The 14,769-nt window shown below is 73.4% G+C and carries 16 protein-coding genes; 14 read left to right on the top strand and 2 right to left on the bottom strand.

Translation table 11 applies throughout. From position 1 onward, the window contains the following. Positions 1–115 precede the first annotated feature (115 nt). The 8 genes from K4S16_RS02700 to K4S16_RS02665 all read left to right on the top strand — a co-directional run bounded on the left by K4S16_RS02700 (position 116) and on the right by K4S16_RS02665 (position 6,550). Positions 116–1,015 (top strand): ScpA family protein, encoded by a 900-nt coding sequence (locus K4S16_RS02700; RefSeq protein WP_235036624.1) that lies wholly within the window; start codon positions 116–118, stop codon positions 1,013–1,015. Beyond that, complete coding sequence (scpB, locus tag K4S16_RS02695) at positions 1,008–1,583, top strand: SMC-Scp complex subunit ScpB (RefSeq protein WP_149257187.1); 576 nt, start codon at positions 1,008–1,010, stop codon at positions 1,581–1,583. The genes K4S16_RS02700 and scpB overlap by 8 nt, the downstream gene beginning before the upstream one ends. Positions 1,584–1,677: 94 nt before the next feature. Next, entirely contained in the window at positions 1,678–2,409 is a 732-nt protein-coding gene (locus tag K4S16_RS02690; RefSeq protein WP_149257186.1) for a pseudouridine synthase, read from the top strand. Positions 2,410–2,488: 79 nt separating this feature from the next. Continuing rightward, positions 2,489–2,851: a chorismate mutase gene (aroH, locus tag K4S16_RS02685; protein ID WP_149257185.1), complete on the top strand. Its 363-nt coding sequence runs from the start codon at positions 2,489–2,491 to the stop codon at positions 2,849–2,851. A gap of 10 nt (positions 2,852–2,861) precedes the next feature. Beyond that, positions 2,862–3,953 (top strand): prephenate dehydrogenase, encoded by a 1,092-nt coding sequence (locus tag K4S16_RS02680; RefSeq protein ID WP_235036522.1) that lies wholly within the window; start codon positions 2,862–2,864, stop codon positions 3,951–3,953. Between the two features lie 120 nt (positions 3,954–4,073). Next, the gene (gene cmk / locus K4S16_RS02675) at positions 4,074–4,736 is read left to right on the top strand and encodes a (d)CMP kinase (protein WP_235036521.1); all 663 of its coding nucleotides are present in this window, start codon (positions 4,074–4,076) and stop codon (positions 4,734–4,736) included. Positions 4,737–4,773: 37 nt separating this feature from the next. Then, positions 4,774–6,171 carry a ribosome biogenesis GTPase Der gene (gene der / locus K4S16_RS02670; protein ID WP_375708317.1) on the top strand — a complete coding sequence of 466 codons (1,398 nt, stop codon included), beginning with the start codon at positions 4,774–4,776 and terminating at the stop codon, positions 6,169–6,171. Between the two features lie 175 nt (positions 6,172–6,346). Further along, the gene (locus K4S16_RS02665; RefSeq protein WP_149257184.1) at positions 6,347–6,550 is read left to right on the top strand and encodes a hypothetical protein; all 204 of its coding nucleotides are present in this window, start codon (positions 6,347–6,349) and stop codon (positions 6,548–6,550) included. On the opposite strand, the gene K4S16_RS02660 is transcribed toward K4S16_RS02665, so the two are convergent. After that, positions 6,547–7,149, bottom strand: coding sequence for a hypothetical protein (locus K4S16_RS02660; RefSeq protein ID WP_149257183.1), 603 nt, complete (start codon positions 7,147–7,149; stop codon positions 6,547–6,549). The genes K4S16_RS02665 and K4S16_RS02660 overlap by 4 nt on opposite strands. A gap of 91 nt (positions 7,150–7,240) precedes the next feature. Between K4S16_RS02660 and K4S16_RS02655 the strand changes: the two genes are divergently transcribed. After that, entirely contained in the window at positions 7,241–8,371 is a 1,131-nt protein-coding gene (locus tag K4S16_RS02655) for a nucleoside 2-deoxyribosyltransferase domain-containing protein (RefSeq protein WP_149257182.1), read from the top strand. A 1-nt stretch (position 8,372) separates the two neighbouring features. On the opposite strand, the gene K4S16_RS02650 is transcribed toward K4S16_RS02655, so the two are convergent. Further along, entirely contained in the window at positions 8,373–9,422 is a 1,050-nt protein-coding gene (locus tag K4S16_RS02650) for an alpha/beta hydrolase (RefSeq protein ID WP_235036520.1), read from the bottom strand. A 175-nt stretch (positions 9,423–9,597) separates the two neighbouring features. On the opposite strand from K4S16_RS02650, the gene K4S16_RS02645 reads away from it, so the two are divergent. The 5 genes from K4S16_RS02645 (at position 9,598) to K4S16_RS02625 (ending at position 14,738) form a co-directional block, all read left to right on the top strand. Further along, a complete protein-coding gene (locus K4S16_RS02645; protein WP_149257181.1) occupies positions 9,598–10,002 on the top strand; it encodes a molybdopterin-binding protein in 405 nt (134 codons plus the stop codon). A gap of 30 nt (positions 10,003–10,032) precedes the next feature. Next, positions 10,033–10,791 (top strand): molybdate ABC transporter substrate-binding protein, encoded by a 759-nt coding sequence (modA, locus tag K4S16_RS02640; RefSeq protein ID WP_149257970.1) that lies wholly within the window; start codon positions 10,033–10,035, stop codon positions 10,789–10,791. Then, positions 10,788–11,621 carry a molybdate ABC transporter permease subunit gene (gene modB, locus K4S16_RS02635; protein WP_149257180.1) on the top strand — a complete coding sequence of 278 codons (834 nt, stop codon included), beginning with the start codon at positions 10,788–10,790 and terminating at the stop codon, positions 11,619–11,621. The genes modA and modB overlap by 4 nt, the downstream gene beginning before the upstream one ends. Beyond that, positions 11,618–12,742 carry an ABC transporter ATP-binding protein gene (locus K4S16_RS02630; protein ID WP_149257179.1) on the top strand — a complete coding sequence of 375 codons (1,125 nt, stop codon included), beginning with the start codon at positions 11,618–11,620 and terminating at the stop codon, positions 12,740–12,742. Before modB ends, K4S16_RS02630 begins: the two co-directional genes overlap by 4 nt. Positions 12,743–12,920: 178 nt before the next feature. Continuing rightward, positions 12,921–14,738: a phosphoenolpyruvate carboxykinase (GTP) gene (locus K4S16_RS02625; protein WP_235036518.1), complete on the top strand. Its 1,818-nt coding sequence runs from the start codon at positions 12,921–12,923 to the stop codon at positions 14,736–14,738. Positions 14,739–14,769: the final 31 nt, after the last annotated feature.

The following is a 14,769-nucleotide window of genomic DNA, read 5'->3' as shown; positions in this document are numbered from 1 at the left end:
CCCGGCCCGCCGCGTCACCGCCCGTGGCCGCCGGAGTGCGCGGGCACGCGCCGGGCATGGGACGATGGGGCCGGTGAGCACAGCGCACGAGGAGCTCTCCGCTACCGTGAGCGACGTGGACGCGACGTCGCCCGAACCGGGGCAGGAGACCGAGGAGGAGCAGGGGTTCCGCGTCCGCCTGGACAACTTCGAGGGCCCCTTCGACCTGCTGCTCGGGCTGATCTCCAAGCACAAGCTCGACATCACCGAGGTGTCGCTGCACAAGGTCACCGACGACTTCATCGCCCACATCCGCTCGCACGGCGCCGACTGGGACCTCGACCAGGCCAGCCACTTCCTGCTGGTCGCCGCGACCCTGCTGGACCTCAAGGCCGCGCGGCTGCTGCCGTCCGGTGAGGTCGACGACGAGGAGGACCTGGCGCTGCTGGAGGCCCGCGACCTGCTGTTCGCGCGGCTGCTGCAGTACCGGGCCTACAAGGAGGTGGCGCGGGTGTTCGCCGCGCGCGCCGCCGACGCGAGCCGCCGGTTCCCGCGCCTGGTCCCGATGGAGCCGAAGTTCGCGAACCTGCTGCCGGAGGTGCTGCTCGGCCTCGGCCCCGACGAGTTCGCCCGGCTCGCCGCCAAGGCGCTCACGCCGAAGGCGCCGCCGGCGGTCTCGGTCGAGCACATGTACCAGCCGAAGGCCAGCGTCAAGGAGCAGGCCGCGATCGTCGTGGAGCGGCTCCGCCGGCTGCGGCAGACCACGTTCCGGGTGCTGGCGGCCGACGCGGAGGGCACCTACGAGGTGGTCGCGCGGTTCCTGGCGCTGCTGGAGCTGTACCGGGAGCAGGCGGTCACGTTCGAGCAGCACGAGCCCCTCGGCGAGCTCCACATCACCTGGACCGGCACCGACGCGGGCGACGTGGAGGTCGGCGACGACTACGAGGGCGCCCCGAAGAAGGACCCCGCGGAGGGCGCCGGGGACGCCGCCGGAGCCGACGGGAAGAGCCGGAAGGACGAGGAAGACGATGAGTGAGGAACCCGGCGCGGACGCGCCGGAGCTTCCGGGGCTGCGCGCCTCGATCGAGGCGATCCTGCTCGTGGTGGACGAGCCGGTCACCGAGATGACGCTCGCGCAGCTGCTGGAGCGCCCCCGCGGGGAGGTCGCGGAGACGCTGCGGGAGCTGGCCGCGGAATACACCGAGCAGGGCCGGGGGTTCGACCTCAGGGAGGTCGCCGGCGGCTGGCGGTTCTACACCCGGGACGTCTGCGCCCCGGTGGTGGAGCGGTTCGTCACCGACGGGCAGCAGGCGCGGCTGACCCAGGCCGCGCTGGAGACGCTCGCCGTCGTCGCCTACCGGCAGCCGGTGAGCCGGGCCCGCGTGTCGGCGATCCGCGGCGTCAACAGCGACGGCGTCATGCGGACGCTGACGCTGCGGGGCCTGATCGAGGACGCCGGGCAGGATCCGGAGTCGCAGGCCCACCTCTACCGGACCACCGGCTACTTCCTGGAGCGGCTGGGGCTGCGCGACCTCGACGAGCTTCCCGAGCTCGCCCCCTACCTCCCCGATGACCTGCCAGACGACATAGTTGAGGACGCGTGAGCGAAGTGACGAGCCCCTGGGCGGGGAACGCAGCGAACCGGGCAGGCGCGGCGGCGCCCGCTCCCCGGCCACGAGCCGCCAGGTGAGGGGACCAGTGAACGAGAAGGAGGGCGTGCGCCTGCAGAAGGTCCTGGCCGAGGCCGGGATCGGCAGCCGCCGCCACTGCGAGGAGCTGATCGGCGAGGGCCGCGTCACCGTCAACGGGAAGAAGGTCTTCCGGTTCGGTGAGCGCGTCGACCCCCAGCGCGCCGTCATCCACGTGGACGGCAAGCGGGTCGAGACCCGCTCCGAGATGCGCTACTACGCGATCAACAAGCCGCGCGGCGTGGTGTCCACGATGGCCGACGAGCGGGGCCGCAAGTCCCTGGCCGACTACGTGGAGGTGCCCGAGCGGCTGTTCCACGTCGGGCGGCTGGACACCGACACCGAGGGACTGATCCTGCTCACCAACGACGGCGAGCTGTCGCACCGGCTGACCCACCCGTCCTACGGGGTGTTCAAGACCTACCTGGCGGAGATCCACGGCCCGATCCCGCGCGACCTCGGCAAGCGCCTCAAGGCCGGCGTCGTCCTGGACGACGGGCCCGCGAAGGCCGACAAGTTCCGCGTGTTCGACCAGGTCGGGCGCCGCGTCCTGGTCGAGATCACCCTGCACGAGGGGCGCAAGCACATCGTCCGGCGGCTGCTGAAGGAGGTCGGCTTCCCCGTACAGCAGCTCGCCCGCGTCGAGTTCGGCCCGATCAAGCTGGGCCAGCTGAAGCCGGGCGGCATGCGGGCGCTCACCGTCCAGGAGGTCGGCGAGCTCTACAAGGCCGTCGGGCTCTAGCGCGCCCGGGCACGGCGAGAGCACGGCACCACGAGAACACGGCACCACGAGGGACACCGGGACCAGAGGGGGTACGACTGTGGCGGTACGCGCGGTCCGTGGCGCAACGCAGATCGACGCCGACGACCGGGACCAGATCCTGGAGGCGACGACCGAGCTCGTCTCCGAGGTGATGGCCCGCAACGGGCTGTCCACCGACGACGTGATCAGCGTTGTCTTCACGGTGACGCCGGACCTGACGGCGGAGTTCCCGGCGCTCGCCGCCCGCAAGCTCGGGTTCCACGAGGTGCCGCTGCTGTGCGCCACCGAGATCGGCGTCCCCGGCGCGCTGCCGCGGGTCATCCGGCTCATGGCGCACATCGCGACGGACCGGTCCCGCTCGGAGGTCCAGCACGTGTACCTGCGCGGCGCGACGGCGCTCCGGCTGGACATCGCACAGTAGGGTTTCGAGCGTGAACGAGGACGTGGTGCCGCGGCGGATCGTCGTGGTCGGGACCGGCCTGATCGGGACGTCGATCGCCCTGGCGATGCGGGAGCGCGGCGTCGAGGTGCTGCTGACCGACCGGGACTCGGCCGCACTGGCCCTGGCCGTGGAGCTCGGCGCGGGCGAGGCCCTGCCGGACGGCGCGCGTGCGGAGCCCGCCGACCTGGCGGTCCTCGCGGTGCCGCCGGCGGCGGTGGCGGTGACGCTGCTGGACGCGCAGAAGCGCGGCCTGGCGACCGCCTACACCGACGTGGCGAGCGTGAAGGCGCTGCCGCTGGCGCAGGCCGCCGAGCTGGGCTGCGACCTGACGACGTTCGTGGCGGGCCATCCCCTCGCCGGGAGCGAGCGGTCCGGGCCGAGCGCGGCGCGGCCGGACCTGTTCCTCGGCCGGCCGTGGGCGCTGTGCGCGACGCCGGAGGCGACGCCGGAGACGGTCGAGGTCGTCACCGGCCTGGCGAAGGCGTGCGGCGCGATGCCGGTGCAGGTGGACGCCGACGAGCACGACCGGGCGGTCGCGCTCGTCTCGCACGCCCCGCACGTGGTGTCGGCCGCGGTCGCCGCCCGCCTGACCGGCGCCGACGACGTGGCGCTCGGCCTGTCCGGGCAGGGCGTGCGGGACGTCACCCGGATCGCGGCGAGCGACCCGCGGCTGTGGATCGGGATCCTGTCGGCCAACTCCCAGCCCGTCGCCGACGTGCTGGAGGCCGTCGCCACCGATCTCGCGGTGGCGGCGTCGCTGCTGCGCGACGGCAGCGAGGAGGCCGCCACGCACGTCGCCGACCTGCTGCTGCGCGGGAACGCGGGCCGGTCGCGCATCCCGGGCAAGCACGGCGGCGACCAGCCCGCCTACGCGACGGTCCAGGTGGTCATCCCCGACCGGCCGGGCGAGCTGGCGATGATCTTCCAGGCGGCGGGGATCGCGCAGGTCAACATCGAGGACGTGACGATCGAGCACTCGCCGGGCCGCCCGCTCGGCGTGCTGGAGCTGTCGGTCGTCCCGGAGGCGGCCGAGCGGCTGGCGCAGGAGCTGCGCGGGCGCGGCTGGTCCGTGCCCGGCTAGGCCCCAGTGGTACCGGCGGGCCGGTAACCTGGAGCGCTAAAGGCTTGTTCCGGGGGACTTCTGCGCGCCGGCGCGGCGACGAGCGCCGCCCGCTTCACGACGAACAGAGAGGGAGCGATCGTGCCGCTCGTCATCGCCATGGACGGTCCGTCCGGGTCGGGGAAGTCCAGCGCGTCCAAGGGCGTCGCCCGGGCGCTCGGGCTGCGCTACCTCGACACGGGCGCCATGTACCGCGCCATGACGTGGTGGATGCTGGAGAACGGCGTGCCGGTCGAGGACGGCGCCGCCGTCGCGGCCCGCGCGCAGGACCCGGTGATCGAGTCCGGCACCGACCCGGCGGCGCCGACGATCACGGTGGACGGGACGGACGTGTCCGGCCCGATCCGCACCCGCGCGGTCACCAACGCGGTCAGCGCCGTCAGCTCCGTCCCGGCGGTGCGCGCCCGGCTCGTGGAGCTGCAGCGCGAGATCATCGGGAGCGGCGGCATCGTGGTGGAGGGGCGCGACATCGGGACGGTCGTCGTTCCGGAGGCGCCGGTCAAGGTGTTCCTGACGGCGAGTCCCGAGGTGCGCGCGGCGCGGCGCGCGAAGGACCTGGCCGCCGACCCGGGCGCGTCGGTGACGGTCACGCAGGCCGAGCAGGAGCGGCGCGACCGGCTCGACTCGACGCGCAAGGCGTCGCCGCTGGCGAAGGCGGCGGACGCGCACGAGATCGACTCGTCCGGGCTGGGCTTGGACGAGGTCATCGAGGCGGTCGTCCGCCTCGCCAAAGAGCATGAGTGAGCGGGCGGCCTGAGGGCCCCCGCCGGGGAATGTGACAGTGAGCGATTTCGAGATCGAGACGGTGGACGCCGTCCTGGACGTCGACCAGGACCTCGACCAGGACGCGGGCCCGGCGCCGGTCGTGGCCGTGGTGGGGCGGCCGAACGTCGGCAAGTCCACACTGGTCAACCGGATCCTCGGCCGCCGCGAGGCCGTCGTGGAGGACGTCCCGGGTGTGACCCGCGACCGGGTCGCCTACGACGCGACGTGGAGCGGGCGCCGGTTCACCGTCGTCGACACCGGCGGCTGGCTGCCGGACTCCTCCGGCCTGGCCGCGGCGATCGCCGAGCAGGCCCGGCTGGCGGTCGACCTCGCCGACGTCGTGATGTTCGTGGTGGACGCGACGGTGGGCGCCACGGACGTGGACGAGGCCGTGGTGGAGATCCTGCGCCGGTCCGGCAAGCCGGTGATCCTGGTCGCCAACAAGGTCGACGGCGTGGGCGCCGAGTCCGACGCGGCGCTGCTGTGGTCGCTCGGCATCGGCGAGCCGCGCCCGGTCAGCGCCCTGCACGGGCGCGGCAGCGGCGACCTGCTCGACGCGGTGCTGGAGGCGCTGCCCGAGGAGCCCCCGGCGGAGACGTTCGCCGAGACGGGCGGGCCGCGCCGGGTGGCGCTGCTGGGCCGCCCGAACGTCGGCAAGTCGAGCCTGCTGAACAAGCTGGCGGGGGAGAACCGCGCCGTCGTGGACTCGGTGGCGGGCACGACCCGCGACCCGGTCGACGAGCTGATCGAGCTCGGCGGCAAGACGTGGCGGTTCATCGACACCGCCGGGATCCGGCGCCGGCACCGCGAGAACCAGGGCGCCGACTTCTACGCGACGCTGCGCACGCGGTCGGCGCTGGAGCGCGCCGAGGTCGCGGTCGTGCTGGTGGACGCCGACCAGCCGCTCGCCGAGCAGGACCTGCGGATCATCTCCATGGTCATCGAGTCGGGCCGGTCGCTGGTCATCGCCTACAACAAGTGGGACCTCCTGGACGAGGAGCGCCGCCACTACCTCGAACGCGAGATCGACCGGCAGTTGCACAACGCGCGGTGGGCGCCGCGGGCGAACATCTCCGCCAAGACCGGCCGGCACATGGAGAAGCTGGTGCCGGCCATCGAGACGGCGCTGGAGGGCTGGGGCACCCGCGTCCCGACGTCCAAGCTGAACCAGTTCTTCGCCGACCTGGTGAACTCGCATCCGCACCCGGTGCGGGGCGGCAAGCAGCCGCGCGTGCTGTTCGCGACGCAGGCGGGGGTGCGGCCGCCGCGGTTCGTGCTGTTCACGTCGGGCTTCCTCGAGGAGGGCTACCGGCGGTTCATCGAGCGGCGGCTGCGGGAGGAGTTCGGGTTCGACGGGACGCCCCTCGACATCACCATGAAGATCCGCGAAAAGCGCGGCAAGGGCAAGAAGTAGCCGAAATACCGCGCCCGCGGCCCGCCGGGGATCTTTCCCGGCGGGCCGTTCGCATGGCAGGATGCCCATGCGGGATGAGTAAGTCTTCCATTACTCACTGATCTCGCGACGGACGCGTTAGCACGTCCGGGGTACCGGGGCTCCCGGACGCCCGGGCGCGGTCGAGGGGTGTGACGTGAAGCTGCTGCTGCTCATCTCCGTCGCCGTCGTCTGCGTGGCGCTCAGCTTCGCGTGGCGGGAGCCCTGGATCGGGGGCGTCGGCCTGCTGGTGGCCTTCGTCGCCATGTTCACCGACCGCGACGACGTGCGGCTCGACGACGAGCGCGGCAGCTACGAGACCACCAAGTCCGTCCGCAACATGCGGCGCCGGGGCCGCTAGCGCTCCCAGCGCGGCTCGCCCGCGACGTGCTGGTCACCGGTCGGCGGCGGGCCCTGCCCGGGCTGGTTCTCCCGCGCGTAGCGCCCGTACACGAGCGGTTGGGTGGTGTTCGAGCCGGACGGTTCGGGCTCGTCGAGCAGCCGTTCGCGGACGCCGACCACCGCGAACCTGCCGAGCGCGAGCGCGGCGAGGAACACGATCACGACGCCGAGGCCGGTGAAGCCGGCGAGATACTCGGCGACGTGCCGCCCCTCGGTGGTCCCGAGCGGGGCGCCGACGCCCCGCGCGTCCCACAGCGGGGACAGGACCGGTCCGACGGCGAACCAGGCGCCGCCGAGCGCGGCCAGCCAGCCGCCGAACATCCCGGCCGCGCGGTTGGCGCTGAACAGCAGGATCAGCCCGCCGAGCGCGGCGGCGGCTCCGGGGGCGATGCTGAGCTGCAGGCGGTCGGTGTTGTAGACCCAGGTGTCGTCCGGCGCGAATCCGAAGTCGAAGTAGGGGCCGGCGAGAGGCAGCAGTGCCCCCCACAGCCCCAGCAGGATGAGCAGGATTCCGCTGAGGGCGCCCCGGGTGCGCGGAACTCGCATGGTCCCAGCCATGATCGATTCCTCCTGACCGGGCGTGTGATTCTGTTATGAACAGCGTTTACCCCTTAGTAGGCGGTCCACACGACCGGATAGGAGGCGCCGCATGGACAACGACGTCATCGTCGTCCACGCGCGGGAGGAGCCGCCGGATCGCTGGGACGCGGCCGTCTTCCTCGCCGGGCCCACGCCCCGGGCGCCCGGCGTCGCCTCGTGGCGGCCGGACGCGCACGTCGAGCTCCGGGCCCGCTGGCAGGGCGGCGGGCGGCTCGTGGTGTTCGACCCCGAGCACCGGGACGGCCGCTACGACGACTACGACGGCCAGATCGAGTGGGAGGAGAGCTGCCTGCACCTGGCCGACGAGGTCGTCTTCTGGGTTCCGCGCGACCTCGCGACCATGCCCGCCTTCACCACGAACGTGGAGTGGGGGATGTGGCACGACAGCGGCCGGGTGGTCTTCGGGGCGCCGCCGGACGCGCCGAGGAACGGCTACCTGCTGCACTACGCGGAGAAGTCCGCGGTGCCGACGGCCGCCGGCCTGCCGGAGACGGTCGCGGCGGCGCTGCGCCGGATCGGCGCGGGCGCGCCCCGGGCCGGCGGCGAGCGCGAGGTCCCGCTGCTGCTGTGGCGGGACGCGGCGTTCCAGCGCTGGTACACCGGGCAGCGGGACGCGGGCAACGAGCTGCTCGGGGCGCGGGTCGTGTTCCGGTTCGGGGTGTGCTGGGGCCTGCACGTCCGGGTCCGCGTCGCCGCGGAGGACCGGGTCAAGGACAACGAGATCGTCATCGGGCGCCCGGACATCTCGGCCGTCGTGCTGTACCGGCCCGGCGCGACGCTCGACGAGACGGAGGTCGTGCTCGTCCGGGAGTTCCGGAGCGCGGGCGCCGACGGGGCCGTCCGCGAACTGCCGGGCGGCTCGGGGCCGGGCCGCCCGCTGGAGGTGGCGGTCGCCGAGGTCGCCGAGGAGACCGGGCTCGCGCTGGAGCCGGGCCGGCTGCGCGAGCACCGCTCGCGGCAGCTGAACGCGACGCTGACCGCGCACCGCGCCCACCTGTTCTCCGCCGAGGTCACCGCCGGCGAGCTGGAGCGGCTCCGGGGCGCAGGGCCGTACGGGGTGGCGGCGGCGGGCGAGCGCACCTACGTCGAGGTGGCCTCCTTCGGGCGGATCAGGCGGGAGGGGCTCGTGGACGCCGCCAACCTCGGGATGATCGCCGAGGCGCTGCTGGAGGCGCGCTGACTCAGCCGTCCAGGGCGTCGCGGACGAACGCGCCGAGCGCGGCGATCGCCGCGCGCGACTCCGGCAGGTACGGCCCGAACATCTGGAACACGTGGAGCTGCCGGTCCCACACCTGGAGCGTGACCGGGACCCCCGCCTCGGCGAGCCGCCGCGCCATCAGCTCGGAGTCGCAGTACAGCAGCTCGGTGGACCCGGCCGTGAGCAGCACGGGCGGCAGCCCGGCGAGGTCGGCGCGGACGGGGGAGACCGCCGGGTCGGTGAGGTCGAGATGCCCGAGGAACCCCTCGACGAGGCGTTCCAGCAGCGGCCCGGGGTCGGACGGGTCGAGGCCCATGTTGGCGTGCGCGAGCTTGCTCGTCAGGTCCATGTCGAGCATGGGGGACAGGGCCGCGAGCGCGGCGGGCATCGGCAGCCCCTCGTCGCGGGCGCGCAGCGCCGTGGCGAAGGTGAGGTGGCCGCCCGCCGAGTCCCCCATGATCACGACGCGCGCGGGGTCGATCCCGCGCTCCTCCAGCAGCCACCGGTAGGCGGTGACGCAGTCCTCGACCTCCCGCTCGAACGGGACCGCGGGGATCATCCGGTAGTCCACCGACAGCGCCGCGACGCCGGCCGCGGCGGCGAACGAGGCGATCATCCGGCGGTGCGTGTTGAGGCCGCAGGCGATCCAGCCGCCGCCGTGCAGGTACAGGATCGCCCGGTCCCGGGGCGGTGCGGTGTCGGGCGTGCGCACCCACTCCGCGCCGAAGCCGTCGAAGTCGACCTTCTCCACGCGGATCCGCCGCGGGGTCCAGACCCGCGCCGCGAGCCGGTCGAGGTGCGCGGCGCGGCGCAGCGCCGCCTCGTCGAACGGGCGGCCCGCGTACCGGGCGAGGCCGGGCCGGACGAGCCGCCGGACGCCGGCCGAGATCGCCCGGGAGCGCAGGCTCGCCGTCCCGTGCCGCTCGATCACCAGGGTCGCGGGCCCTCGCCCCGTCCCGGCCTGCATCGTCTCGGCCTGCACCGTCTCGGCCTGCACCGTCTCGCCTTGCGCCGTCTGGTCCTGCGCTGTCACGGGGGTCCTCCTCGCGGACGGGGGATGTAAGTAGATGGTGACATTCGGAGGGAGGGGCCGGGAAGGCGGGGGAGGTGCCTGTAGTACTTACAAGCTTTGCAACGTGACATGCCTTGCATTATCAAGTTCGAAACCACTCTTTCTCTCGCATATGCGGCTGGCTAGGCTGGGCCGGGTGACGACGTTCAGCATCAGCGAGGCCGCCGCGCTCCTCGGGGTCAGCGCGGACACCGTCCGCCGGTGGGTGGACGGCGGCCGGCTCCCGGCGTCCCGGGACGAGCACGGCCACCGGCGGGTGCCGGGGGCGGAGCTGGCCGCCTTCGTGCGCGACCAGGCGCGCGGCGGGCCGCCCGACCAGGCCGAGCGCTTCTCCTCGGCGCGCAACCGGATGCGCGGGATCGTCACCGACGTCCGACGGGACGGGGTGATGGCCAAGGTCGAGATCCAGGCGGGGCCGTTCCGCGTCGTGTCGCTGATGAGCCGCGAGGCGGCCGACGACCTCGGCCTGGAGCCGGGCGTGGTCGCCGACGCCGTCGTCAAGTCCACGAACGTCGTCGTCGAAGTGCCGGACCAGGGCTGAGGAGGGACCGTGCTCAAGCGCACCGCCGCGATGGCGGCCCTGTCGCTCGCCTTGCTGGCCGGCTGCGGTGACGTCGCAGACGGAGGCTCCTCGGGGAAGCAGAAGGCGGGCGGCGGTGAGACCCTGACGGTCTTCGCGGCGGCCTCGCTCACCGAGGCGTTCACCGCGCTCGGCAGGACGTTCGAGGGCGCGCATCCCGGTGTGAAGGTCAGGTTCCAGTTCGGCGGCAGCTCGACGCTGGCCCAGCAGATCACGCAGGGCGCCCCGGCGGACGTGTTCGCGGCCGCGAGCCCCGCCACCATGAAGACGGTGACCGCCGCCGGGGACGCGTCCGGGCAGCCGCGGGTGTTCGCCCGCAACCGCCTGGTCATCGCCGTCCCGAAGGGGGATCCCGGCAAGGTCGCGAAGGTGGGCGACCTCGGCAGGCCGGGGTTGAAGGTCGTCCTGTGCGCGGTGCAGGTGCCGTGCGGCGCCGCCGCCAAGACGGCCCTGGCCGCGGCCGGGGTCGGGGTCAAGCCGGTGTCGCGCGAGCAGGACGTCAAGGCCGTGGTGACGAAGGTGGGGCTGGGGGAGGCCGACGCGGGGCTCGTCTACCGCACCGACGTGAAGGCCGCGGCCGGCAAGGTGACGGGCATCGAGTTCCCGGAGGCCGCGAAGGCGGTCAACGACTACCCGATCGTCGAGGTCGCCAAGGCGCCGCACAGCGGGCTAGCCAAGGAGTTCATCGGGCTGGTGGCCGGTGAGCAGGGCAGGTCCGCGCTGGGCGGGGCGGGCTTCGAGCTGCCGTGACGCGTCCGCGGAAGGCGTTCCAGGCGGCGGGGGAGGTCGACCGGCTGCCGGGCAGGCCGCCCTGGGTGCTGCTCGTGCCCGCGCTCGCCGGGCTCGCCTTCCTTGTGCTGCCGCTGCTCGGCCTGCTCCTCAGGGCGCCGTGGTCGACGCTCGGCACGCGGCTCCTCCAGGCGCAGGTCCTGGAGGCGCTCCGCCTGTCCCTGCTCACCGCCACCCTCGCCACCGGCCTGTGCCTGCTGCTGGGCGTCCCGCTCGCCTGGACGCTCGCCCGGGTCCGCTTCCCCGGCGTCCGGCTCGTCCGGGCCCTGGTGACCGTGCCGCTGGTCCTGCCGCCGGTGGTCGGCGGCGTCGCGCTGCTGCTCGTGCTCGGCCGGCGCGGGCTGGTCGGCGGGTGGCTGGACCGCGCCTTCGGACTGACGTTCCCGTTCACCACCGCGGGCGTCGTGCTCGCCGAGGCGTTCGTGGCGATGCCGTTCCTGGTGATCAGCGTGGAGGGCGCGCTGCGCGCGGCCGACCTGCGCTACGAGGAGGCCGCCGCGACCCTCGGCGCCGGCCGCTGGACGGTCTTCCGGCGGGTCACACTGCCGCTGGTCGCGCCCGGCGTCGCGGCCGGGGCGATCCTGTGCTGGGCGCGGGCGCTCGGCGAGTTCGGCGCGACGATCACGTTCGCGGGCAACTTCCCCGGCCGGACGCAGACCATGCCGCTCGCGGTGTACCTGGCCCTGGAGACCGACCCGCAGGCGGCGATCGTGCTCAGCCTGGTCCTGCTCGCCGTCTCGGTCGTCGTCCTGGCCGCGCTCCGGGACCGGTGGGTGGACGGCACCAGATGAGCGGACGCACCCGGACGGGCGGGCACGGCGTGACACACGGGACGGGCGGAGCGGCCCGGTCCGGGGCCGGGAGCGGCTCCCGGGGGCTGGACGCGCGGCTCGTCGTCCGGCGCGCCGCGTTCGACCTCGACCTCGCGCTCACCGCGGGGCCGGGCGAGGTCGTGGCCCTGCTCGGCCCGAACGGCGCCGGCAAGAGCACCGCGCTGCGCGCCCTGGCCGGGCTCGTCCCGATGGCGGGCGGGCACGTCCGGGTGGACGGCGCGGACCTGCGCCCGCTGCCGCCCGACCGCCGCGGCATCGGCATGGTCTTCCAGGACTACCTGTTGTTCCCGCACCTCACGGCGCTGGACAACGTCGCCTTCGGGCCGCGCTCCCAGGGCGCCGGGCGCCGCGCGGCGCGGCGGATCGCCGCCGGCTGGCTGGAGCGGGTGGGGCTCGCCGAGTACGTCTCCGCCCGCCCGCGGGCCCTGTCGGGCGGGCAGGCGCAGCGGGTCGCCCTCGCCCGCGCGCTCGCCGTCGAGCCGCGCCTGCTGCTGCTGGACGAGCCGCTCGCGGCGCTCGACGCGCACACCCGGCTGGAGATCAGGGCCGCGCTCCGCCGCCACCTCGCCGGGTTCGAGGGCGCGGCCGTGCTCGTCACGCACGACCCGCTGGACGCCATGGTGCTCGCCGACCGCATCGCCGTCGTCGAGGGCGGGCGGCTCGTCCAGGAGGGGACGCCCGCCGAGGTGGCGCGCCGCCCCCGCACCGGCTACGTCGCGCGGCTGGTGGGGCTGAACCTCTACCGGGGCCGGGCCGAGGCGGGCACGGTCGTGCTGGCCGGCGGCGCCGCCACCCTCGACACTGTCGACTCGCTCGAAGGTGAGGTGTTCCTCGCCTTCTCGCCATCGTCGGTGGCGCTGTACCGGACGCGTCCCGACGGCAGCCCGCGCAACCTCTGGCGCACCCGCGTGGGCGCGGTCGAACGGCACGGGGACCGTGTGCGGGTGCGGCTGACGGGACCGCCTTTCGACGCCGTCGCGGACGTCACTCCGGCCGCCGTCGCGGAGCTCCAATTGTCGGAGGGAACCTCCATATGGGCGGCCGTGAAGGCCACGGAGACCCACGTTTACCCAGCTTGAGCGCGTCCATGCCGGGAGGTGGCCGAGTGCCGCCGACCGGTACCGACGCTTGGTGATATCCCTCACAAAATCGGGCACCATGCCCCAAAAGCGGACGTGATTGGTCCAGACCAAATGGCAAAAACGACGGGTCTTGTTCATCATGCAAACATCCTGCGAACAGCTGAAGGAGACGCCCGTGTCCAACCAGGTCCCCGGCCTCGACCAGGCCCCTACCGGCCACACCGAACTGATTGAGTGGGTACGCGGGATCGCCGAGCTGACCCGACCCGACCGGGTCGAGTGGTGTGACGGCTCGGAGGAGGAGTGGGAGCGGCTGACCGGTCTCCTCGTCGAGCAGGGCACCCTGACCCGGCTCGACCCGGCCAAACGGCCCAACAGCTTCCACGCGGCCTCCGACCCCACCGACGTCGCCCGCGTGGAGGACCGGACGTTCATCTGCTCCGAGAAGGAGGAGGACGCCGGCCCGACGAACAACTGGATCGCCCCCACCGAGATGCGGGAGACCCTGAACGGCCTCTTCGACGGCTGCATGAAGGGCCGCACCATGTACGTGGTGCCGTTCTGCATGGGCCCGCTCGGGGGCAACATCTCGCAGCTGGGCGTTGAGATCACCGACTCCGCCTACGTCGCCGTCTCCATGCGGATCATGACGCGGATGGGCGAGGGCGCGCTGCGGCTCATCGAGGAGCGCGGGTCGTTCGTCAGGGCCGTCCACTCCGTCGGCGCCCCCCTGGAGCCGGGCCAGGAGGACGTCAAGTGGCCGTGCAACTCCACCAAGTACATCACGCACTTCCCCGAGACCCGGGAGATCTGGTCCTACGGGTCCGGGTACGGCGGCAACGCGCTGCTCGGCAAGAAGTGCTACGCGCTGCGCATCGCCTCGACCATGGCCCGCGACGAGGGCTGGATGGCCGAGCACATGCTCGTGCTGAAGCTGACCCCGCCGTCCGGTGAGACCCGCTACGTCGCCGCGGCGTTCCCCTCGGCGTGCGGCAAGACCAACCTCGCCATGCTGGAGCCGACCATCCCCGGGTGGAAGGTCGAGACCATCGGCGACGACATCGCCTGGATGCGCTTCGGCGACGACGGCCGCCTGTACGCGATCAACCCGGAGGCCGGCTTCTTCGGCGTCGCGCCCGGCACCGGCGAGAGCACCAACGCCAACGCCGTGAAGACGCTGTGGGGCAACAGCATCTTCACCAACGTCGCCCTCACCGACGACGGCGACGTGTGGTGGGAGGGCCTCACCGACGAGCCGCCCGCGCACCTGACCGACTGGAAGGGCAACGACTGGACGCCGGACTCCGAGAGCCCGGCGGCCCACCCGAACGCCCGCTTCACCACCCCGGCCGGGCAGTGCCCGATCATCGCCGACGAGTGGGAGGACCCGAAGGGCGTCCCGATCTCGGCGATCCTGTTCGGCGGCCGCCGCGCCTCCGCCGTCCCGCTCGTCACCGAGTCGTTCGACTGGCAGCAGGGCGTGTTCCTCGGCGCCAACGTCGCGTCCGAGAAGACCGCCGCCGCCGAGGGCACCGTCGGCGAGCTGCGCCGCGACCCGTTCGCGATGCTGCCGTTCTGCGGCTACAACATGGGCGACTACTTCGGCCACTGGCTGGAGATCGGCAAGGCGACCGACCCCGAGAAGCTGCCGCGGATCTACTACGTCAACTGGTTCCGCAAGAACGCCGACGGCAAGTTCATCTGGCCCGGCTTCGGCGAGAACAGCCGCGTGCTGAAGTGGATCGTCGAGCGCCTCAACGGGAAGGCCGACGCGGCCAAGTCCCCGATCGGGCACCTGCCGACCAAGGAGGCGCTCGACACCGAGGGCCTCGACCTCGACGACGCCGACCTCGAGACGCTGCTGTCGGTCGACACCGAGGTGTGGAAGCAGGAGGCCGCCCTCGTGCCGGAGTTCCTGGAGAAGTTCGGCGACCACACGCCGAAGGCGCTGTGGGACGAGTACCACGACCTGGTGCGCCGCCTGGAGAACTGACCCGCAGGCGGCACCCGGGCCGCCGGCCGCA

The sequence above is a fragment of the Actinomadura sp. K4S16 genome, assembly GCF_008327685.1.
Lineage (GTDB): Bacteria > Actinomycetota > Actinomycetes > Streptosporangiales > Streptosporangiaceae > Spirillospora.
This window is presented reverse-complemented; position numbering and strand designations above follow the sequence as displayed.